Annotated in this window: 14 protein-coding genes; 10 read left to right on the top strand and 4 right to left on the bottom strand. The window is 67.2% G+C overall.

Annotation, left to right across the window (positions count from 1 at the left end; translation table 11 throughout):
• The first annotated feature begins 31 nt into the window (after positions 1 to 31).
• Genes BW970_RS04550 through gltB form a run of 5 tightly spaced genes read left to right on the top strand, consistent with a single transcriptional unit; the run spans position 32 to position 7669 of the window.
• Positions 32 to 1468 carry an NAD(P)-dependent oxidoreductase gene (locus tag BW970_RS04550; protein WP_076529252.1) on the top strand — a complete coding sequence of 479 codons (1437 nt, stop codon included), beginning with the start codon at positions 32 to 34 and terminating at the stop codon, positions 1466 to 1468.
• 35 nt (positions 1469 to 1503) lie between these two features.
• Entirely contained in the window at positions 1504 to 2235 is a 732-nt protein-coding gene (locus BW970_RS04545) for a hypothetical protein (protein ID WP_229740469.1), read from the top strand.
• Positions 2232 to 2687, top strand: a complete 456-nt coding sequence (locus BW970_RS04540) for a GFA family protein (RefSeq protein WP_229740470.1) — start codon at positions 2232 to 2234, stop codon at positions 2685 to 2687. Before BW970_RS04545 ends, BW970_RS04540 begins: the two co-directional genes overlap by 4 nt.
• The gene (locus tag BW970_RS04535; RefSeq protein WP_076529250.1) at positions 2684 to 3127 is read left to right on the top strand and encodes a GFA family protein; all 444 of its coding nucleotides are present in this window, start codon (positions 2684 to 2686) and stop codon (positions 3125 to 3127) included. Before BW970_RS04540 ends, BW970_RS04535 begins: the two co-directional genes overlap by 4 nt.
• A 3-nt stretch (positions 3128 to 3130) precedes the next feature.
• Complete coding sequence (gene gltB, locus BW970_RS04530) at positions 3131 to 7669, top strand: glutamate synthase large subunit (RefSeq protein WP_076529249.1); 4539 nt, start codon at positions 3131 to 3133, stop codon at positions 7667 to 7669.
• Positions 7670 to 7849: 180 nt separating this feature from the next.
• On the opposite strand, the gene BW970_RS04525 is transcribed toward gltB, so the two are convergent.
• Together BW970_RS04525 and BW970_RS04520 are read right to left on the bottom strand one after the other, a co-directional pair.
• A complete protein-coding gene (locus BW970_RS04525) occupies positions 7850 to 10072 on the bottom strand; it encodes a glycosyltransferase family 2 protein (protein WP_076529248.1) in 2223 nt (740 codons plus the stop codon).
• Positions 10073 to 10306: 234 nt separating this feature from the next.
• Complete coding sequence (locus BW970_RS04520) at positions 10307 to 11971, bottom strand: NAD+ synthase (protein ID WP_076529247.1); 1665 nt, start codon at positions 11969 to 11971, stop codon at positions 10307 to 10309.
• A 237-nt stretch (positions 11972 to 12208) separates the two neighbouring features.
• On the opposite strand from BW970_RS04520, the gene BW970_RS04515 reads away from it, so the two are divergent.
• Positions 12209 to 13651, top strand: a complete 1443-nt coding sequence (locus BW970_RS04515) for an MORN repeat-containing protein (RefSeq protein ID WP_076529246.1) — start codon at positions 12209 to 12211, stop codon at positions 13649 to 13651.
• Between the two features lie 118 nt (positions 13652 to 13769).
• Here the strand turns inward: BW970_RS04515 and BW970_RS04510 are convergent, their stop codons facing one another.
• Positions 13770 to 14243, bottom strand: coding sequence for a cytochrome b (locus BW970_RS04510; RefSeq protein ID WP_076530098.1), 474 nt, complete (start codon positions 14241 to 14243; stop codon positions 13770 to 13772).
• A 101-nt stretch (positions 14244 to 14344) separates the two neighbouring features.
• Here BW970_RS04510 and recO point away from each other — a divergent pair, with 101 nt between their 5' ends.
• The gene (recO, locus tag BW970_RS04505; RefSeq protein ID WP_076529245.1) at positions 14345 to 15064 is read left to right on the top strand and encodes a DNA repair protein RecO; all 720 of its coding nucleotides are present in this window, start codon (positions 14345 to 14347) and stop codon (positions 15062 to 15064) included.
• Between the two features lie 63 nt (positions 15065 to 15127).
• Positions 15128 to 16354 carry an MFS transporter gene (locus BW970_RS04500; protein WP_076529244.1) on the top strand — a complete coding sequence of 409 codons (1227 nt, stop codon included), beginning with the start codon at positions 15128 to 15130 and terminating at the stop codon, positions 16352 to 16354.
• Here the strand turns inward: BW970_RS04500 and BW970_RS04495 are convergent.
• Positions 16345 to 18639, bottom strand: a complete 2295-nt coding sequence (locus tag BW970_RS04495) for a DNA topoisomerase IV subunit A (protein ID WP_076529243.1) — start codon at positions 18637 to 18639, stop codon at positions 16345 to 16347. The two genes, BW970_RS04500 and BW970_RS04495, sit on opposite strands and share 10 nt — an antisense overlap.
• A 161-nt stretch (positions 18640 to 18800) precedes the next feature.
• On the opposite strand from BW970_RS04495, the gene BW970_RS04490 reads away from it, so the two are divergent.
• Together BW970_RS04490 and BW970_RS04485 are read left to right on the top strand one after the other, a co-directional pair.
• Positions 18801 to 19295, top strand: coding sequence for an SH3 domain-containing protein (locus BW970_RS04490; RefSeq protein ID WP_076529242.1), 495 nt, complete (start codon positions 18801 to 18803; stop codon positions 19293 to 19295).
• An 88-nt stretch (positions 19296 to 19383) separates the two neighbouring features.
• Positions 19384 to 20310, top strand: coding sequence for a MarR family winged helix-turn-helix transcriptional regulator (locus BW970_RS04485; protein WP_076529241.1), 927 nt, complete (start codon positions 19384 to 19386; stop codon positions 20308 to 20310).
• The last annotated feature ends 143 nt before the right edge of the window (positions 20311 to 20453 follow it).

Raw genomic sequence — 20453 nt, 5'->3', positions numbered from 1 at the left:
CTCCAACGCACGCAAGGTAGGGGGCCCAGCCATGGTTACGGAAAAGATGCTGCGTTTCGTCTCGCTGGGCAAGGAAATGCCTGAAAAGCGCCCGGCGGATCTGCGCGCACAGGACTTCCACGAGATTTACCGTGAGTTCGCGGATGCAAAAGCCGCCGACCAGGCCAGCCGGTGCAGCCAGTGCGGTGTGCCCTATTGCCAGTCGCATTGCCCCTTGCACAACAATATCCCCGACTGGCTGCGCCTGACCGCGACGGGCCGGCTGGAGGAAGCCTATGAACTGAGCCAGGCCACCAACACCTTCCCCGAGATTTGCGGGCGCATCTGCCCGCAGGACCGGCTATGCGAAGGCAACTGCGTGATCGAACAATCGGGCCATGGCACCGTCACCATTGGCGCGGTGGAGAAATACATCACCGATACCGCCTGGGAAAACGGCTGGGTCAAGCCGATCCGCCCGGCGCAGGAGCGCCCGGAATCGGTGGGGATCATCGGGGCGGGTCCGGGCGGGCTGGCGGCGGCCGATGTGCTGCGCCGCGCGGGGGTGCAGGTGACGGTCTATGACCGTTATGATCGCGCGGGCGGGTTGCTCACCTATGGCATCCCCGGTTTCAAGCTGGAAAAGCCGGTGGTGATGCAGCGCATCGCCCAACTGGAGGATGGCGGCGTCACCTTTGTGCAGAATTGCGCGGTGGGCCAGGATATCAGCTTTGACGCCATCCGCGGCCAGCATGATGCCGTGGTCATCGCCACGGGCGTTTACAAGGTGCGCGCCATCGAGGCGCCGGGCTCGGGCGCCAAGGGCATCGTCAAGGCGCTGGATTACCTGACCGCCAGCAACCGCAAGAGCTTTGGCGACGATGTGCCCGAATTCGACAACGGCGATCTGGACGCCAAGGGCAAGCGCGTGGTGGTGATCGGCGGCGGCGACACGGCGATGGACTGTGTGCGCACGGCGATCCGGCAAGGGGCGGTCAGCGTCAAGTGCCTCTATCGCCGCGACCGGGCCAATATGCCGGGCAGCCAGCGCGAAACCCAGAACGCCGAGGAAGAAGGCGTCGAATTCGTCTGGCTGTCGGCGCCCAAGGGGTTCACCGGCGGCACGCAGGTCGAGGGTGTGATGGTGCAGAAGATGCGTCTGGGGGCGCCGGATGTCACCGGCCGCCAGACCCCCGAGATCATCGAAGGGGCCGATTATGTCGAACCTGCCGATCTGGTGGTGCAGGCGCTGGGGTTCGAGCCGGAGGATCTGCCCGCGCTGTGGGGGGTGCCAGAGCTGGGCGTGACCCGCTGGGGCACGATCAAGACGGATTACCAGACCCATGCCACCAATCTGCCCGGCGTCTATGCCGTGGGCGATATCGTGCGCGGGGCCTCGCTGGTGGTCTGGGCGATCCGCGACGGGCGCGAGGCAGGCGGCGCCATCCTGGACTGGCTGGCCCAGTCCGCCGCCGTGGCGGCAGAATAGCAATCGCCCTGCGGGGCCGGTCAAGGACAGCACAGGTGAAACAGCGGATGTCAGCGCAAGGATGGATCAGGGCAGCGGTGGCGGCCCTGATGCTGTTCGGTCCTGCGCCGGTGATGGCGCAGGTGTTCACCCCGCCGCCGGGCTGCGAGGGGTTCGTCTCGGTGCAGTCGCGGGGCTGCAAGGTGTCGCACCATTACATCTGTTCCGGCGATCCGGCCGGGCATCAGTGGCGAGTGGATTTCGGGCCGTTCGGCCCCTATTTCGTCAGCCGCATCGACGCCGAGGCGCAGTGGGTCTATTCGCTGGATCTGGCCACCGGAGTGGCGCAGGAACTGGCGCCGGGCGCGACCGATCCGGCCTCGTTCAGCGCGCTGCTGGACAGCGGCACCGATACCTATGATTTCAGCCAGATGGCCAGCGATGGCAGCCGGACCCGTGTGCGGGGCTTTGACACGCTGACCGGGCGCAAGGTGGTGATCGACGGGGTGGAGCTGGAAGAGACCAGTTTCGAATTCCGCGAGACCACGGCAGAGGGCGGCTTTCTGAATGCCGCGCGGGGCAAGGAATATATTCACCGGGCGTGGCGTCTGTTCTTTTCCGGCCCGTCGGAATGGGACGGCGGCGACGGGTTTGCCGCCTATGACCGCAGCCCCGTGCGCTTTGACATGCCCGGTGATCGCGGCTTCATGTCGGTGCTGCCGGACTATGACTGCGATGAGCAACTGGCGGCGCTGCCCGTTGTCCCGGCCAGGGGCGTGGCGCCATGAGCCTGACACGGTCCGGGGGCTGCCTGTGCGGCGCAGTACGCTTTGTCGCGCGGTTGAAGGATGCCGGTTTCGGCGTTTGCCATTGCGAGATGTGCCGCCGTTGGACCGGCTCGGCACTGCTGGGGATCACGGTGCCCGACGGCGATGTGGACTGGACCGGGGCCGACCACATCGCCATCCGCCAGACATCGGACTGGGCGATGCGGGCCTGGTGCCGGGAGTGCGGGTCGGGCCTGTATTTCAAGGTGACGCTGGACGGGCCCTACAGCGGCAATGTGGAACTGCCCATCGGCCTGTTCGACGATCCGAACGGGCTGAACATGACGAACGAGATCTATATCGACCACAAGCCCGACAGCTATGCCTTTGCCGGTGAAGGCCGCAGGTTGATGACCCGGCAGGACTGCGTGGACAAGTTTTCGGTGCTGGACAGCGACAGGGGGCCGACATGACAGAGACACGGACGGGACATTGCCTGTGCGGAGCGGTCAGGCTGACTGTGACCGACCCGGCGCACAAGCTGGGTGCCTGTCATTGTGGCATGTGCCGCCGCTGGTCGGGGGGCGCCTTGCTGACGCTGGCCGTGCCGCAAGATGCCATGACGATCGAGGGCAGCGAACATATCCGCGCCTTCCAGTCGTCGGACTGGGCGGCCCGGCACTTTTGCGGCACCTGCGGATCATCGCTCTGGTATCGGTTGACCACGCCGGATGCGCCGCAGACCTATTATATCGCCGCCGGCCTGCTGGACGATCTGTCGGGCATGAGGCTGGAGCATGAGATCTACATCGACCGCAAGCCGGAGGCCTTTGCCTTTGCCGGTCCGACCCACCAGATGACCGAGGCGCAGTTTCTGGCCTCGCTGAACATCCCAGCCAGCCCTGAGGAGTGAGCCATGACGAAGTATGATGAAGCCTGGGTTGTCGCCGAAGAGGCCAAGCGCCGCTGGCTGGACGAGAATGGCCTCTACAAGGAAGAGGACGAGAAATCCTCTTGCGGGGTTGGTCTGGTGGTGTCGATCGGCGGCAAGCCCAGCCGCAAGGTGGTGCAATCCGGCATCGACGCGCTCAAGGCGATCTGGCACCGCGGGGCCGTGGATGCCGACGGCAAGACGGGCGACGGCGCGGGCATCCATGTGCAGATCCCGGTGCGGTTCTTTTATGATGTGATCCGCCGCACGGGCCACGAGCCCGATACGAAAAAGCTGATCGCCGTGGGGCAGGTGTTCCTGCCGCGCACGGATTTCGGCGCGCAGGAACGCTGCCGGACCATCGTGGAAACCGAAGTGCTGCGGATGGGCCATTACATCTATGGCTGGCGCCACGTTCCGGTGGATACCAGCGTGCTGGGCGACAAGGCCAATGCGACGCGCCCCGAGATCGAGCAGATCCTGATCCGCAACGAAAAGGGCATCACCGACGAGGAGTTCGAGCGCGAGCTGTACATCATCCGCCGCCGCATCGAAAAGGCGGCGATGGCGGCGCATATCCAGGGCCTGTATCTGTGCAGCCTGTCCTGCCGGTCGATCATCTACAAGGGGATGATGCTGGCCGAACAGGTGGCGGTGTTCTACCCCGACCTGATGGACGAACGCTTTGAATCGGCCTTTGCCATCTATCACCAGCGGTACAGCACCAACACCTTTCCGCAATGGTGGCTGGCCCAGCCCTTCCGCATGTTGGCCCATAACGGCGAGATCAACACGCTGAAAGGCAACGTCAACTGGATGCGCAGCCACGAGATCCGCATGGCGCATGGCGCGTTTGGCGACATGGCCGAAGACATCAAGCCGATCATCCCGGCGGGCACGTCGGATTCCGGCGCGCTGGATGCGGTGTTTGAAATGATGGTGCGCGCGGGCCGCTCGGCCCCGATGGCCAAGACCATGCTGGTGCCCGAGGCCTGGAGCAAATCCACCGTGGAACTGCCCAAGCCCTGGCAGGACATGTACGCCTATTGCAACGCCGTGATGGAACCGTGGGACGGCCCCGCCGCCCTGGCCATGACCGATGGCCGCTGGGTGTGCGGTGGGCTGGACCGCAACGGCCTGCGCCCGATGCGCTATGTGATCACCGGCGACGGGCTGCTGATCGCCGGGTCCGAGGCGGGCATGGTGCCGGTCGACGAGATGACCGTGCGCGAAAAGGGCGCGCTTGGGCCGGGGCAGATGATTGCCGTCGATATGGCCGAGGGCAAGCTGTACCACGATGCCGAGATGAAGGACAAACTCGCCGCCGCGCAGCCCTTTGGCGACTGGGTGCAAAAGGTCACGGACCTGAACGCCATCATGCGCGACGTGCCGGAAAAGGCCCTGTTCAAGGGGGCGGACCTGCGCAAGCGCCAGATCGCGGCGGGCTACAGCATCGAGGAACTGGAACAGGTTCTGGCCGCCATGGCCGAGGACGGCAAGGAAATGATCGCCTCGATGGGCGACGACACGCCGCCTGCGGTGCTCTCCAAGGTCTATCGGCCGCTGTCGCACTATTTCCGCCAGAACTTCAGCCAGGTGACGAACCCGCCGATCGACAGCTTGCGCGAAAGCCGGGTGATGTCGCTGAAGACGCGGTTCGGCAACCTCAAGAACGTGCTGGACGAATCCAGCGCGCAGACCGAGATTCTGGTGCTGGAAAGCCCCTTCATCGCCAATGCCGAATACGAGGAAATGGTGCGCCAGTTCGGCGGATCGGTCGCGGTGATCGACTGTACCTTCCCGGCCGGGTCCGATCAGGAGGCGCTGCGCCTGGGGCTGGAACGCATCCGGGCCGAGGCCGAGGATGCCGTGCGCTCGGGGGCTGCGCATCTGGTGTTGACCGACGAACACCAGGGCCCGGCCAGGGTGGCCATGCCGATGATCCTGGCCACCAGCGCGGTGCATAGCTGGCTGACGCGCAAGGGCTTGCGCACCTTCACCAGCCTGAACACCCGTTCGGCGGAATGTATCGATCCGCATTACTTTGCGGTGCTGATCGGCTGCGGCGCCACCACGGTCAACGCCTATCTGGCGCAGGACAGCATTGCCGACCGTATCGACCGCGGCCTGCTGGAGGGCAGCCTGATCGACGCGATGCGCCGCTACCGCGATGCGGTGGATGCGGGCCTGCTGAAGATCATGGCCAAGATGGGCATCTCGGTCATCTCCTCCTATCGCGGGGGGCTGAACTTTGAAGCGGTCGGCCTGAGCCGCGCCATGGTGGCGGAATATTTCCCCGGTATGCACAGCCGCATTTCCGGCATCGGCCTGCACGGGATCCAGGACAAGGCAGAGGAGGTCCACCGCAGGGGCTGGCAGGGCGGGCAGGATGTGCTGCCCATCGGCGGGTTCTACAAGGCGCGGCGGTCGGGCGAGAAACACGCCTGGGAAGCGCAGACCATGCACCTGCTGCAATCGGCCTGTGACCGGGGCAGCTATGATCTGTGGAAGCAGTATTCCGCGACGATGCGGGCCAATCCGCCGATCCATCTGCGCGACCTGCTGGACATCAAGCCGCTGGGCAAGCCCGTGGCCATCGAAGAGGTGGAATCCATCACCTCGATCCGCAAGCGGTTCGTGACGCCAGGCATGTCGCTGGGGGCGCTGTCGCCCGAGGCGCATATGACGCTGAACATCGCCATGAACCGCATCGGCGCGAAATCCGACAGCGGCGAAGGCGGCGAGGATCCGGCGCATCAGCACCCGTTCCCCAACGGCGACAACCCCTGCGCCAAGATCAAGCAGGTCGCCTCGGGCCGGTTCGGCGTGACGGCGGAATATCTGAACGCCTGCGAAGAGCTGGAAATCAAGGTGGCCCAAGGCGCCAAGCCCGGCGAGGGTGGCCAGTTGCCAGGCATGAAGGTCACCGACCTGATCGCGCGGCTGCGCCATTCAACCAAGGGCGTGACGCTGATTTCGCCCCCGCCGCACCATGACATCTACAGCATCGAAGACCTGGCGCAGCTGATCTACGACCTGAAACAGATCAACCCGCGCTGCAAGGTGACGGTCAAGCTGGTGTCCTCGTCGGGCGTGGGCACGATTGCGGCGGGCGTGGCCAAGGCCAAGGCCGATATCATCCTGATTTCCGGGCACAATGGCGGCACCGGCGCCAGCCCGGCAACCAGCATCAAATATGCCGGCCTGCCGTGGGAAATGGGCCTGACCGAGGCGCATCAGGTGCTGGCGATGAACAACCTGCGCGAGCGGGTGACGTTGCGCACCGATGGCGGGCTGCGCACCGGGCGCGACATCATCATCGCGGCGATGATGGGGGCCGAGGAATTCGGCATCGGCACCGCCGCGCTGATCGCCATGGGCTGCATCATGGTGCGTCAGTGCCAGTCGAACACCTGCCCGGTGGGGGTCTGCACCCAGAACCAGGCGTTGCGCGACAAGTTCACCGGCAGCGCGGACAAGGTGGTCAACCTGATCACCTTCTATGCGCAGGAGGTCCGCGAGTTGATGGCTGGCATCGGCGCGCGTTCGCTGGACGAGATCATCGGCCGGGCGGATCTGCTGGCCCAGGTCAGCCGGGGTGCGGCCAATCTGGACGATCTGGATCTCAATCCGCTGCTGCTGACGGTGGATGGCGCGAACCGCATCACCTATGACCGTTCCAAGCCGCGCAATGCGGTGCCGGACACGCTGGATGCCGAAATCATCCGCGATGGTGCGCGCTTCTTTGAGGATGGCGAAAAGATGCAGCTGTCCTATGCGGTGCGCAATACGCTGCGCACCATCGGCACGCGGGCCAGCAGCCACATCGTGCGCAAGTTCGGGATGCGCAACGAATTGCAGCGCGATCATCTGACGGTGAAACTGTCGGGGTCTTGCGGCCAGTCGCTGGGGGCCTTTGCCGTGCGCGGACTGAAGATCGAGGTGCAGGGCGATGCCAACGACTATGTCGGCAAGGGCCTGTCGGGCGGAATGATCGTGGTGCGCCCGCCGATGGCCAGCCCGCTGGAGGCCTCGCGCAACACGATCATCGGCAATACGGTGCTGTATGGTGCGACCGACGGCTTCCTGTTCGCGGCTGGTCGGGCAGGCGAGCGGTTCGCCGTGCGCAACTCGGGTGCCACGGTGGTGATCGAAGGCTGCGGCTCGAACGGTTGCGAATACATGACCGGCGGCGTCGCGGTGATCCTGGGAACCATCGGCGCGAATTTCGGGGCCGGCATGACCGGCGGCATGGCCTATGTCCATGACCCCGACGGCACGGCCGAGGAATGGATGAACCTGGAAAGCCTGGTGACGTGTGCGGTCTCGCATCCGCATTGGGACGCTCAACTCAAGGGGCTGGTGGAACGCCATGCCGCAGAGACCGGCAGCGCCAAGGCCGCGCGCATCCTGCAAAACTGGGAGACCGAGCGCAGCAACTTCCTGCAAGTCTGCCCCAGAGAGATGCTGGTGCATCTGCCCTATCCGCTGTCGGCAGATGCCGAGGCGGTTCCGGCCGAGTGAGGCCATGACAGGCGAACCGGCGGGGGCCGTTGTGCGGCCCCTGTCCGGGGGCAGGGATGCGCCGCCGGGCTGTCGGCGGGCGGCGCTGACCCCGATGCCCGTGGTCATGCCTGACGGCGCCGCGCGTCTGCCGCCATGGATATCCGATCCGCGTGCCGGGGGATCAGTCGCGCAGCACGCCTAGCCCGCGCAGCGCGGTGCGCGCCCATGGCCGCAGCCGGACACGCAGGACGAGCCCGTCGCGGGCAACCGTCCGGCCGGGCAGGGCCGGGGCCGGTTCGGGACGCGGCGAGGCGGCGGGCGCGCTGTCGTATTCCGCTTGCAGGCGCGCGTGGCGCAGACGGTCCAGCACATCGGTCGGCAAGGGGGCGGGGGCTGCCAGGTTTCGCTTGCCAGCCGGCGCTCCAGCGCCGCAAGGTCGGGCGCATAGCCGCGTCTGGCGGCCCAGTCGGCAGAGCGTTCGGCAAAGCGCCGCACAAGCGCCAGCCGTTCCGCCGGGGCGTGCAGCGACTGCCGGTCGCTGCCGGGCGGGCTGACCGCAAAGAACCCGCGCAAGGTGCGCTGGCGCAGCCCTTCGGCAGAGATCAGGGCATTGACCGCCATGGCCGCCTGGATCTGTGTCCGGTCGGGGCCGGGATAGACCGGCGCCAGTGCATCCTGCGGCAGGGCAACCCGGTCCAGCGGCAGGTCCGCCGCATGGCCGAAATCGGCCCAATGGCTGCGGCGCAGGGCGGCGGCATCGTGATCCAGCAGCCGCACCTCTGCACCTGCGAAAGCCTCGAACGGGGCGAACAGGGCGGGCAGATCGGTCAGGGTGTCGGCATGATCGACCAGGAATTCGTCCAGACTGCGGGCCCCGGCGCGCAGGCCGTTGCAGACCTGTTCGGCCCAATAGGCTTCGGCCCAGGTGTCGGGGCTGCGGACAAAGGCGACAACCGTCACCTCGCGCGCGCCGGACAGGCGCAGGAACAGCCGTTCAAGCAGCGCGGCGCGGTCGGGGTCGGTCGGCAGCGCAAGATTTTCGCAGCTGATCACCACCGTGTCGCATCGCGCGGCGGTAATCTCGTGCCCCAGCGCGGTCCACGGGGCCTCGTCCCCGGAGCGCAGCGCGCTGAGCAGGCCCTGATGGCCGGGAAAACCGCCCTGCCGCACCGGGCGAAAGCTGCTGTCGGGCAGGCCCGCCAGCGGCACCAGAATGCCATGCTGCCCCAGTTCCGTCCGCCGGGCGAAAAGCTGGCGTTGCAACCAGGTGCTGGCCGTCTTGTGCAGGCCCAGATGCAGCACCAGCCGCCGCCCGTTCAGCGGCCCGCCCTTGCCGGAATGGCGGCGGGCACGCGGTGGCGGAGGCTGGCGGGCGCGCAAGATGTCCTGCGCGGCCTCGGCCTTGCCGTCGCGCAGCGCCTTGTGCAGGGCAAAGAAATCGGACCGGCCAATCACGCCGTGCCGGCTTGGCTGGCCGACGCGGCTGATCTTGCGGAGGACCGGATCGTCAAAGATCGGATGGCCCAGCCGGTCGTCGCCCAGCAGGCCCGTCACGCGGGCGATCAGGGCGTCGGTGTCGGGTGACGGGGACTCGACGGCGAGGCGGATCAGATCCATGTCCCAGATCAGCCGGGACACGGTGTTGAAGACTTCGCGTTTCAGGAACCGTGCGGGGCTGCCGGGCTGCGCCGCATGATGGCGCATGACGGCGAGGCATTTTTCCAGCAACTGCACCTGAAGCCGCAGGATGCCGGGATCCGGCGGCGTGACAGAGATGGACCCCGCGCGGCGGCGCCAGCATCGCACCGGGCGGCCCAGCGTGGCAATCGTGTCGGCGCGGGTCACGGTTTCCAGCACGAACAGGCGATCCTCGAACTTGGTCTGCTCTTCGTCGAAGCGCAGGCCGTGATGGTGCAGGAAATCGCGCCGATACAGGCTGGACCACGACGAGGTGAAGAACTGCGCCGATTCCAGCCCGGCCAGCCCGTCGCCCTGATGCAGGCGGGAAAACAGCACCGCATCGCGCGGCAAGGGTTTCAGGGCCGGGCTTCCGGGGTAGCTGATGCAGGCGTTGGCATGGGTGATGTCGGCGCCCGAGAGGGTCGCCAGCTCCAGTTGGGCGGCCAGCCCGTCGGTCAGGTAGTAGTCATCGGCATCCAGAAACCCGATCAGCCGTCCCGAGGCTGCGGCCATGCCGGTGTTGCGCGCCGCCGACAGGCCCCGGTTGACCGTATGGTGCAGGACGCGCGGCGTGCCGGGCAGGTCGAGCGTCTCCAGCCAGCCGGGGGGGAACTGGTCGGGGTTGTCATTGACGATCAGGATCTCCAGGTCGTCGATGCCCTGGGCTGCGATGGATTGTGCCGCCATCCGGATGAAGGCGGTTTCGTCATAGAACGGCACGATGATGGACAGGCGGGTCACGCGAAGGGGCGCCGCAGGTCAGAGACTTTCGCCGCCGCCCGTATCCACATCCCCGTCGTCGCCGGAGATGACAATGGCGCTTGCGACCACGCCGACAAGAAACAAGAGAACCACCCAACTCATCGCAACGCTCCGAATCTGCTTTGGCCAAGAGTAGACGCTCTGGCACAACGTGCAAGACACGCGTTGCGCAACGCAGCGTTTTCCGTCCGCCCTGCGGCAGATTGGCCCGTGTCAGCCCCGGCCCGAATCCCGCCAGCGATTCACGATCGGATAGCGCCGGTCCAGCCAGAAGGCACGCCCGGTCAGGCGGGTGCCCGGCGCGGACTGGAACCTTTTCCATTCGCTGATGAAGATCAGATGCTCGATGCGCTTGACCGTGGCGGGGTCGAATCCCGCCGCGACCAGTTCGGCAACCGACATGTCACGGTCGACCAGCCCTTCGAGGATGGCATCGAGCACCGGATAGGGTGGCAGGCTGTCCTCGTCCTTCTGATCGGCGCGCAATTCGGCGCTGGGGGGTTTGTCGATGACACGGGGCGGGATGACCTCGCCCGCCGGGCCTTTCATCCAGGGGCGGTGGTTCGCGTTGCGCCAGCGGCAGGTTTCGAACACGCGGGTCTTGTAGAGATCCTTGATCGGGTTGTAGCCGCCGGCCATGTCGCCATAGATCGTGCAATAGCCGACCGCGACCTCGGATTTGTTGCCGGTGGTCAGCAGCATCGCGCCGAACTTGTTCGACAGTGCCATCAGCAGCAGCCCGCGCAGGCGCGACTGGATGTTCTCTTCGGTCACATCGGGGGCGGTGCCTGCGAACAGCGGGGCCAGCGCGCGGCTTACCGCCGCGCGGGGATCGTCGATCGGCACGGTGTCCAGCCTGACCCCCAGTGCGGTGGCAACCGCTGCCGCATCCTCGAGCGAATGGGCCGAGGTGTATTCGGACGGAAGCATGACGCAATGCACGTTTTCCGGCCCCAGCGCATCGGCGGCAATGGTGGCGACGATGGCGCTGTCGATACCGCCGGACAGGCCAAGGATGGCGCGGGAAAACCCGGATTTTCCGAAATAGTCGCGCAAGGAGTCGACCATGGCGCGGTAGTCCGATTCCCACTCATCCGGCAGCAGGGCGCGGGGCGCCGGATCCGCGCGCCAGCCGTCATCGGTATGGGCAAAGTCGATCACCTGCGTCGCGCTGTCGAAGGCGGGCAGCTGGGCCGCAAGCCGGCCGCCGGGGTTCAGCACGAAGGATCCGCCGTCGAAGACCTGATCATCCTGACCGCCGATCATGTTGAGATAGACCAGCGGCAGCCCGGTTTCGATCACACGCGCGACCATCAACTGCATCCGTGTGTCATGCTTGCCCCGCGCATAGGGCGAGCCATTGGGCACCAGCAGGATCTGGGCCCCGGTTTCGGCCAGGGTCTCGGCCACGTCGGGATGCCAGGCATCCTCGCAGATCGGGGTGCCGATCCGGATCGGCCCCAGACGCCAGGGGCCGGAGACCGGCGCCGCCGTATAGAGCCGGTGTTCGTCGAACACATCGGTATTCGGCAGATGATGCTTGCGGATCACCGTGGTGATCCGCCCCTCGTGCAGGACATGCCAGGCGTTGTAGACCCGCTCGCCCACCAGATCGGGCGCCCCGAGTCCCAGCGCCGGACCATCGGCGCAATCGGCGGCGAGTTGCGCCAGCGTGGCGGCCACGTCGCGCAGGAAGGCGCGGCGCAGCACCAGATCCTGGGTTTGGTAGCCGGTCAGGAACATCTCGGGCAGCATGACCAGATCGGCCCCCGCCGCGCGGCCCTGATCCCAGGCGGCCCGTGCCGCGGCGGCATTGGCGGCAAGCGCGCCCACGGTGGGATTCCACTGGGCGATGAGCAGGCGGAAACGTTCGGCCATGGGGGTTCCTTTCGCGTCTTTGGTGGTTCTAGTCGCTGGGGGGGGCGGATCAAGGGGGAAAGCGGGGGGCCAGCCCCCCGCACCCCCCGCCGGGGAGGGTCTTCCGACCCTCCCCGGACCCCGCCCGAGGGTATTTCGGGCAAGATGAAAGCGATGAGGGATCCGTGATCCCCGGCGGCTTGTCAGGCGGGGCGGCGGCGGCGTAGGCTGGCGTCCGAGGCAACCGGGGGGCTGGCGATGGCGGAAAAGGGTCTGGTCTGGATCGTGGCGGGGCTGGTGGCCCTGGGCGGCGGGGCGCTGGCGCAGGAGGTTGCGGTCAAGCAATATTCCGATGGCTCGGTCTATGAAGGGACATTCCAGGACGGGCGCCAGCACGGGCAGGGCACTTATCGGTTGCCGGATGGCTATGAGTATTCGGGGGCCTGGGTGGCCGGGGAGATCCGGGGGCAGGGCCGCGCGCGCTTTCCCAATGGGGCGGTCTATGAAGGTGCTTTCGAGGCGGGCAAGCCCGAAGGGACCGGCAAGATCACCTTTCCCGATGGTGGCAGCTATGACGGCGACTGGACCGGCGGCCAGATGACCGGGCAGGGGGTGGCGACCTATCCCGGCGGGGTCGTCTATACCGGGGCCATGGTCAATGGTCTGGCCCAGGGGCGCGGCGTCATGGAGGATCCGCAGGGCTATCGCTACGAGGGCGACTGGTCCGAAGGGCGGCGCGACGGGATGGCGCTGATCACCTATCCCGACGGGGCGCGATATGATGGTGCGGTGGTGGACGGCCAGCGTCAGGGGCAGGGCACGCTGATCATGCCCGACGGGCTGACCTATGTCGGGGGCTGGGTCGATGGCCAGATGCACGGTGAGGGCAAGCTGACCCAGCCGAATGGCGATCTGTATGACGGCGGATTCGAGACGGGGCTGCGCAGCGGCCAGGGGCGTGTGTCCTATGCCGACGGGGGCAGCTATGAGGGCGATTTCGCCCGCGACCGGCGGCATGGCAAGGGCACCTATCGCGCGGCCTCGGGCATGGTCTACGAGGGGGACTGGCGTGAGGGCCGGATCGAGGGCACCGGGCGGATGCAGCATCCCGATGGGGCGGTCTATCTGGGCATGTTCGTTGCCGATCTGCCGCAGGGGACCGGCAGCATGACCTGGCCCGATGGGACGAGCTATGAGGGGGACTGGGTCGATGGCGCCATCGAGGGGCAGGGCGTGTCGCGGCTGGCGGATGGGGCGGTCTATGAAGGGGCGTTTCGGGCCGGCCAGCGTCAGGGCAAGGGGGTGCTGACCTTGCCCGATGGGTACCGTTTCGAGGGGGATTGGGTCGATGGCCGCCGGGACGGGCAGGGTGTCGCCGTCTATCCCGATGGCAGCCGGTACGAGGGTGGGTTCCGCGCCGATCTGCGCGAGGGCAGGGGCGTGTTGGAACGCCCGGACGGCTACCGCTACGAAGGGGATTTCCTGGCAGGCGAGCCGGCGGGCCAGGGCGTGGCCCGCTGGGCCTCGGGCGATGTCTACGAAGGGGCGTTCGCGGGGGGGAAACCGCATGGGCAGGGGGTTGCCCGCTATGCCTCGGGGCAAGAGGCGCCGGGCACCTGGACCAATGGCTTGCTGACGGCACCCGCGCCCGCGCCGGAGGGCGAGGCAGGATCAGGGGCGGTGGAACCCGCGGCCGACTGATCCGCGCTGCCGCGGGTCCCTGCCGTGCTGCGGGGCGGTTGCTCAATGGCGCTGCCCGGACCGGGGGGCCTTGGGTCCGGGCAAGGGTGGCGCGGCGGCGCCCGGCAGGGTGCCGGGGTCAGCGCATCCGGGCCAGCGTTCCGTCGCGGAGCACGAACTGATGCCACAGGGCCATGACGACATGGCCCAGCACCAGCAGCACCAGGACGGGCTTGAGCAATTCGTGCACATCCGCGGCGAGGGCGAGGCCGCCGAACCATGCGGCGCCGCCGCTGACCGCCATGGCGATCATCACCGCATAGAGGGCGAGGTGGCCAAAATGGGCGGCTTGCACGACCCATGCGCGGCCCTGGGCCGGGGGGGCGCCGTGGCGGGCGCGCAGCACGAGCCGCCAGAGCGCGAAGGCCAGCACCGCCAGCCCACCGGCAATATGGGCGAAGACCAGCGGGTCGGCGGCGATCTGGGTGCCCGCGCGAAAGGCGCGCCAGGCGGCGCTGATGGCGTCGGGAAAGATGAACTGGGCTAGGATGAGCAGGGCGGTCAACCAGTGCAGCGCCTTTTGCGTGCGGCTGTAGGCGGTCGGGGCGGTCATCGGGATCTCCTGGCGGGGGCGCGGTTCCGGGGGTTCAACGGGGTGTCCGGCCTTTTCCGTCGCGGCTGGACGGCGGCGGGGCATGGGTGCATCTTGCCACGATGGAATGGGCCGCAGAAGGGCTGGTTCTGGCCGTGCGACCGCATGGCGAGAGCGCGGCCATCGTCGAGATCTTTACCGAAGCGCAGGGGCGCCATGCCGGGGTCGTGCGGGGCGGCGCGGGGCGGCGCATGGCGCCTGTGCTGATGCCGGGCAATCAGGTGGCGGCGGTCTGGCGGGCACGGCTGGGGGCGCATCTGGGGCATTTCACGGCAGAGCCGCTGAAGGCGCGGGCGGCGGCCCTGATGGCCGATCGCAAGGCATTGGCGGGGATGTCGGCGGTCTGTGCCATGATCTCTCGTGCAGTGCCGGAACGCGAGCCGCATCCGGGCCTCTATGCCGCGACGCTGGCCTTGCTGGAGGCGATGGGGACGGTGCCGGATTGGCCGGTGCTGTATCTGCGCTGGGAGGTGGGGTTGCTGGGCGATCTGGGCTTTGGGCTGGATCTGGGCCGATGCGCGGTGACGGGCGCAACCGGGGGGCTGGCCTGGGTCAGCCCGCGCACGGGCCGTGCCGTGACGGCCGAGGCGGCGCAGGGCTGGGAGGATCGTCTGCTGCCGTTGCCGCCGGTGCTGCTGGGGGCGGGGCCTGCGGGCCCGGCCGATCTGGTGGCCGGGTTGCGTGTGACGGGGCATTTCCTGCACAGGGAGTTGTGCGCCGATGCCGGGGCGCGCCCCTTGCCCGAGGCGCGGGCACGTCTGGTCGATCTGCTGGCACGGTGATAGCCTTGGCAACCGGCAGGTGTGTCGCGGCAGGGAGGCTGCGGCCTGCCTGCGGAGATACCGATGCCAGCCCCCATGATGACCGATTGGTCCCACGCTGCACCTGCGCCGGGTGTGCGCACCTTTGCCTTGCTTGGCGGGATGGAGGCGGGGGTGCGGGCCATGCTGGTCTCTGTCCTGCCGCTGGAGATCTATGCGGTCTTTGGCGATGCCGACCGGGTGTCGGGGATCTATGTCGTGATCGGCCTGTTGTCGCTGGGTTTTGGTCTGATGGTGCCCTGGCTGGCCAGCCGGTTGGCGCGGCGCTGGACCTATACGCTGGGGGTGGGGCTGTATGTGCTGGGGCATATGGCGGGGATCGTCGGCGGCGCCGCCATGCCGCTGGCGGTGGCCGGTGCGGCGCTGGGGACCGTGACCTGCTTTGTCTGCCTGAATGCCTATGTGCTGGACTATATCGCCAAGTCGGATCTGGGGCGCAACGAATCCACCCGGATGCTGTATTCCGGGATCGCCTGGACGGTCGGGCCGCTGGCGGGAGTGACCGCGCTGGAACTGTGGCGCCCGCTGCCCTTTCTGATCGCGGCGGGGCTGGCGGCGGTCATGCTGGCGAGCTTTTGGGTGTTGCGGCTGGGCAATGGCAAGGCGATTGCCCGTGCGGCCGGTCCGGCCCCCAATCCGCTGGCCTATCTGGGGCGGTTCTTTGCCCAGCCGCGGCTGATGGTGGGTTGGACCTTTGCGGTGATACGGTCGTCGGGGTGGTGGATGTTCGTGGTCTATCTGCCGATCTATGCGGTCGAGACCGGGTTGGACCGGCGCGTGGGCGGGCTGGCGCTGTCGGTTGCGTCGGGGATGATGTTCGCCACGCCCCTGATGCTGCGCTGGATGCAGAAACGATCGGTCCGGCGGGCGGTTCGGGTGGGCTTCATGGGGGCGGCGCTGTGCTATTGCGCGGCCACGCTGCTGGCGGTGACGGGGCTGCCCTGGGGGGTGGTCGCAGTGCTGATGGCCGGGACGGGGTTCCTGCTGCTGCTGGATGTGGCGGGTGGGTTGCCCTTCCTGCTGGCCGTCAAACCATCGGAGCGGACCGAGATGGCAGCGGTCTATTCCACCTTCCGCGATGTGTCGGCCATCGTGTCGCCGGGGCTTGCCTGGGCCGTGCTGCTGGTCGCGCCGCTGCCGTGGCTGTTCCTGGCCATGGGCGCCTTGCTGGCCGGATGCTGGGGGCTGGCACGGCGGCTGCACCCGCGTCTGGGCGCGGCCCGGGGGCCGCGCCGCAGCGGTCAGGGCTGATCAAATGTGTTGTCGCGCGGGAACCCGCGCGGCGCCATCCGCCCGGTTCCGGCGCGATTTGCCAGCCATTCGGCCAGATCCGCCTCGGTCCGGGTGCGCCCGGCGGGATCCTTCCAAGACAGGCCCTGTGCGAGGGTCAGCGTCGTTAGGTCGGACAGGCCGCCGTCCTTGAACTTTTGCAACCGCACGCCCTTGCCCTTGGACATCTCGGGGATCTGCACCAGCGGGAACACCAGCAGCTTGCGGTTGTCGCCCACAACGGCGACATGATCGCCCGAGACGCGCCGGATCAGCTTGGCGCGCACACCCTCGCCCACCGTCAGAACCGCCTTGCCTGCCCGTGTCTGGGCCAGCACGTCATCCGATGTGACAACGAACCCGTCGCCGGCATCCGAGGCCACGATCAGCTTTTCCCCCGGCCGCCAGATCAGGAAATCGACGATTTCGGCATCATTGGGCAGATCGACCATCAGGCGCACGGGTTCGCCCATGCCACGCCCGCCGGGCAGATTGGCGCCCAGCAGCGTGTAGAACCGGCCATTGGCGGCGAACAGCACGATCTTGTCCGTGGTTTCGGCATGAAAGGCAAAGCGCGGCCCGTCGCCGTCCTTGAACTTCAACTCGCCATCCAGCGCCACATGGCCCTTCATCGCGCGGATCCAGCCCATGCGCGAGCAGATGACGGTGATCGGCTCGCGGTCGATCATCGCCTCCATCGGGATTTCGACAACCTCGCCCGCTTCGGCAAAGCCGGTACGGCGACGCCCCGCCGGGGTGTCGGGGCCGAAGAACATCGCCATCTTGCGCAGTTCCTCGCCGATCTTTTTCCACTGCTTGCGATCGGATCCCAGAAGTGCCTCTAGCGCGGCGCGCTCTTTCATCAGTTCGTCGCGTTCGCGGCGCAGTTCCATTTCCTCAAGTCGCCGCAACGACCGCAGGCGCATGTTGAGGATGGCCTCGGCCTGCACCTCGGTCAGTTCGCCTTCGCCAGCAGGCGGCGAGACATATTCCTTTTCGGACAGGGCGCGCGGAAAGGCGCGGCCCCATTCCTCGCGCATCAGGGCGGCGCGCGGATCGCTGTCATAGCGGATGATGTCGATCACCCGGTCCAGATTCAGAAAGGCGATGATGAAGCCTTCGAGCACCTCCAGCCGGTGGTCGATCTTGTCCATCCGGTGTTGGCTGCGGCGTTGCAGCACCTCGCGCCGGTGGTCAAGAAAGGCGCGCAGCACCTCTTTGAGCGAACAGACCTTGGGGGTCTTGCCGTCGATCAGTACGTTCATGTTCAGCGCGAACCGCGTTTCCAGATCGGAATTGCGGTAAAGCTGGCCCATCAGCATGTCCGGGTCCACGGTGCGCGACCGTGGCTCCAGCACGATGCGGACATCCTCGGCGCTTTCGTCGCGCACATCGGCCAGAATCGGGATCTTCTTCAACTGGATCAGTTCGGCCAGCTTTTCGATCAGCTTGGATTTGGCGACCTGATAGGGGATCTCGGTGATGACGATCTGCCAGTTGCCGCGACCCAGATCCTCCTTGCTCCAGCGCGCGCGCAGGCGAAAGGCGCCGCGCCCGGTGCGATAGGTTTCGCGGATCGAGGCGGCATCTTCCACCAGCAGGCCGCCGGTGGGAAAGTCGGGGCCGGGGATATGGTCGACCAGCGCATCATCGGAAATTTCGGGGCTCTCGATCATTGCCAGACAGCCTGCGACAAGTTCCCCGATATTGTGCGGCGGAATGTTCGTCGCCATGCCCACCGCGATTCCGCTGGAGCCATTGGCCAGCAGGTTGGGAAAGGCCGCCGGCAACACCACGGGTTCGCGCAGCGTACCATCGTAGTTCGGGCGGAAATCAACCGAATCCTCGTCCAGCCCGTCCAGCAGCGCCTCTGCCGTGGCGGCCATGCGCGCCTCGGTGTAGCGGCTGGCGGCGGGGCTGTCGCCGTCGATATTGCCAAAGTTGCCCTGGCCATCGACCAGCGGGTAGCGCATGGCGAAATCCTGCGCCAGACGCGCCATGGCATCATAGATCGCCGCATCGCCATGCGGGTGATAGTTGCCCATCACATCGCCGACGATCTTGGCCGATTTGCGAAAGCCGCCGCTGGGCGACAGCCGCAATTCGCGCATGGCATACAGGATGCGCCGATGCACCGGCTTGAGCCCGTCGCGGGCATCCGGCAAGGCGCGGTGCATGATCGTCGAAAGCGCATAGGTCAGGTAGCGCGCGCCGATCGCCCTGGAAAGAGACTCGGAGGTCAGGCCGTTTTCTGGTATGTCCGTCATGGGGCGGGTGTAATCCGCCCCTGATCGCCGGTCCAGCAGGAATTGCGCCTGTGTGGGGCCGGTCGGGAACCGGGGAACGAGTTGCGGGTTTTCCCGCTGTATGACGACAGCGTGATCGCCAGAGTGTCGGGGGTCGCGGTGATTTGAAAAGGGGTGATCGGATGGCTGGCTTGGGAATTGTGCGGCTTGTGGCCTTGACGGGGTTGCTGGGCGCGGGGCTGTACGGCGCCGCAATGGTCTATGGCAAGGGTGATGGCTTGCGCCGCGATCAGGTCGTGACCGCTGCGGTCGATTCGCCCCAGGCGACGCGCGCCGATACGGCGCCGGGCACCCATGGGCTGCCTGCGGCGGTGCGACGGCTGGCCGACTCGCCGGTTGACGGGCCGTTGCGTCCGACGATCATCGGCGTGGCGCAGCCGGTTCCGCAGGTGGCGCTGGTCCAGCCGGTGGCCGAACTCCCCGGAGAGTATCGCAGCGTGCAGGTCGCCAGCGCGAATGTGCGTGGCGGGCCGTCCACCGGGCATGGCGTGATCGGTCGCGTCGTGCTGGGCGAAGAGGTCGAAGTTGTCGAAAGCGCGGGCAACGGCTGGGTGCGCGTGCGTATTCAGGGCGATGGCATTGATGGCTGGGTCGCGGAACGGTTGCTGGCGCGCTGACGCCAGGATGTGACCGGCGCCGGAACCAGCGATTGACCGGCTGCCTGCGGATGCCATATGGTTGCGCAAGCGAACCATATGGTGTCTCATGCCTGACATGATCGAAGAGATCCGCACCGCGTCGCGCGAGATGGTTCGCCAGCTTGGCTTCATGGGCGGGCAGTTCGCGGGCACCGACCTTTCGCCTTCGGCGGTCCATTCCCTGATCGAAATCGGGGCGGGGCGGGCCAGATCGGCCCGAGATCTGTCGCGCATCCTGCGGCTGGGCAAATCCAGCGTCAGCCGGATGCTGGCGCGGCTGGTCCGGATGGGCGACCTTATCGAATCGGCGGATCCCGACGATGGACGACTGAAAGTGCTGCACCTGACCGAGACGGGGCAGATGCGGGTGCAGGCCATCCATGCCTTTGGACGCGGGCAGGTGGCGGGCGCGCTGTCGCGCCTGACGCCCGAGGACGCGGCGGCGGTCGTGCAGGGGCTGTCGTTGTATGCCGAGGCGCTGGCGCCGGGCACCGCTGCGCCGATCCATATCGTGCAGGGCTATCGCAGCGGGATGATCGGTGCGATCACAGCGATGCACGCCCGCCACTATGCCCGCGCCTGGGGGTTCGGCCAAGGGTTCGAGGCCGTGGTCGCGCAGGGCCTGTCCGAGTTCTGCACACGGCTGGACATGCCGGGGAACGGCATCTGGCTTGCCCTGCGTGGCGACGAGATTGTCGGCTCTGTCGCCATCGACGGGCAGGACATGGGCCCCGGTGTCGCCCATCTGCGGTGGTTCCTCATGGAGGACGGGCTGCGCGGGGGCGGGGCCGGGCGCGGCCTGCTGGCAGCGGCGCTGGCGCATGTCGACGGGCTGGCCTTTGCGGAAACCCGGCTGTGGACCTTTGCAGGGCTGGCGGCGGCGCGTCACCTGTACGAGACGTCAGGGTTCACCTTGCAGGATGAACGCCAGGGCAACCAATGGGGCACAGAGGTGCTGGAACAGCTGTTTGTGCGCCGCGTGCCGACACCATGACAGCGAAAGGGCCGCCCGGTTTCCCGGACGGCCCCTGTTTCGTCCCAAGGAAGGCGGGGTTAGCCGCCCCCCTTCCGATCCTGATTAAGCGATGATCTTTGCGACGACGCCGGCGCCGACGGTGCGGCCGCCTTCACGGATGG

The organism is Gemmobacter megaterium (assembly GCF_900156815.1).
In the GTDB taxonomy this organism is placed as follows: Bacteria; Pseudomonadota; Alphaproteobacteria; order Rhodobacterales; family Rhodobacteraceae; genus Wagnerdoeblera; species Wagnerdoeblera megaterium.
The sequence above is the reverse complement of the archived record's forward strand: the minus strand, read 5'-3'. Positions and strand labels throughout refer to the sequence as shown.

Coding starts and splice junctions, on each gene's coding strand:
- BW970_RS04550 (WP_076529252.1), top strand. CDS start 32: ATGGTTACGGAAAAGATGCTGCGTTTCGTCTCGCTGGGCAAGGAAATG.
- BW970_RS04540 (WP_229740470.1), top strand. CDS start 2,232: ATGAGCCTGACACGGTCCGGGGGCTGCCTGTGCGGCGCAGTACGCTTT.
- BW970_RS04535 (WP_076529250.1), top strand. CDS start 2,684: ATGACAGAGACACGGACGGGACATTGCCTGTGCGGAGCGGTCAGGCTG.
- gltB (WP_076529249.1), top strand. CDS start 3,131: ATGACGAAGTATGATGAAGCCTGGGTTGTCGCCGAAGAGGCCAAGCGC.
- BW970_RS04520 (WP_076529247.1), bottom strand. CDS start 11,971: ATGGCCGAACGTTTCCGCCTGCTCATCGCCCAGTGGAATCCCACCGTG.
- BW970_RS04515 (WP_076529246.1), top strand. CDS start 12,209: ATGGCGGAAAAGGGTCTGGTCTGGATCGTGGCGGGGCTGGTGGCCCTG.
- BW970_RS04510 (WP_076530098.1), bottom strand. CDS start 14,243: ATGACCGCCCCGACCGCCTACAGCCGCACGCAAAAGGCGCTGCACTGG.
- recO (WP_076529245.1), top strand. CDS start 14,345: ATGGAATGGGCCGCAGAAGGGCTGGTTCTGGCCGTGCGACCGCATGGC.
- BW970_RS04500 (WP_076529244.1), top strand. CDS start 15,128: ATGCCAGCCCCCATGATGACCGATTGGTCCCACGCTGCACCTGCGCCG.
- BW970_RS04495 (WP_076529243.1), bottom strand. CDS start 18,639: ATGACGGACATACCAGAAAACGGCCTGACCTCCGAGTCTCTTTCCAGG.
- BW970_RS04490 (WP_076529242.1), top strand. CDS start 18,801: ATGGCTGGCTTGGGAATTGTGCGGCTTGTGGCCTTGACGGGGTTGCTG.
- BW970_RS04485 (WP_076529241.1), top strand. CDS start 19,384: ATGCCTGACATGATCGAAGAGATCCGCACCGCGTCGCGCGAGATGGTT.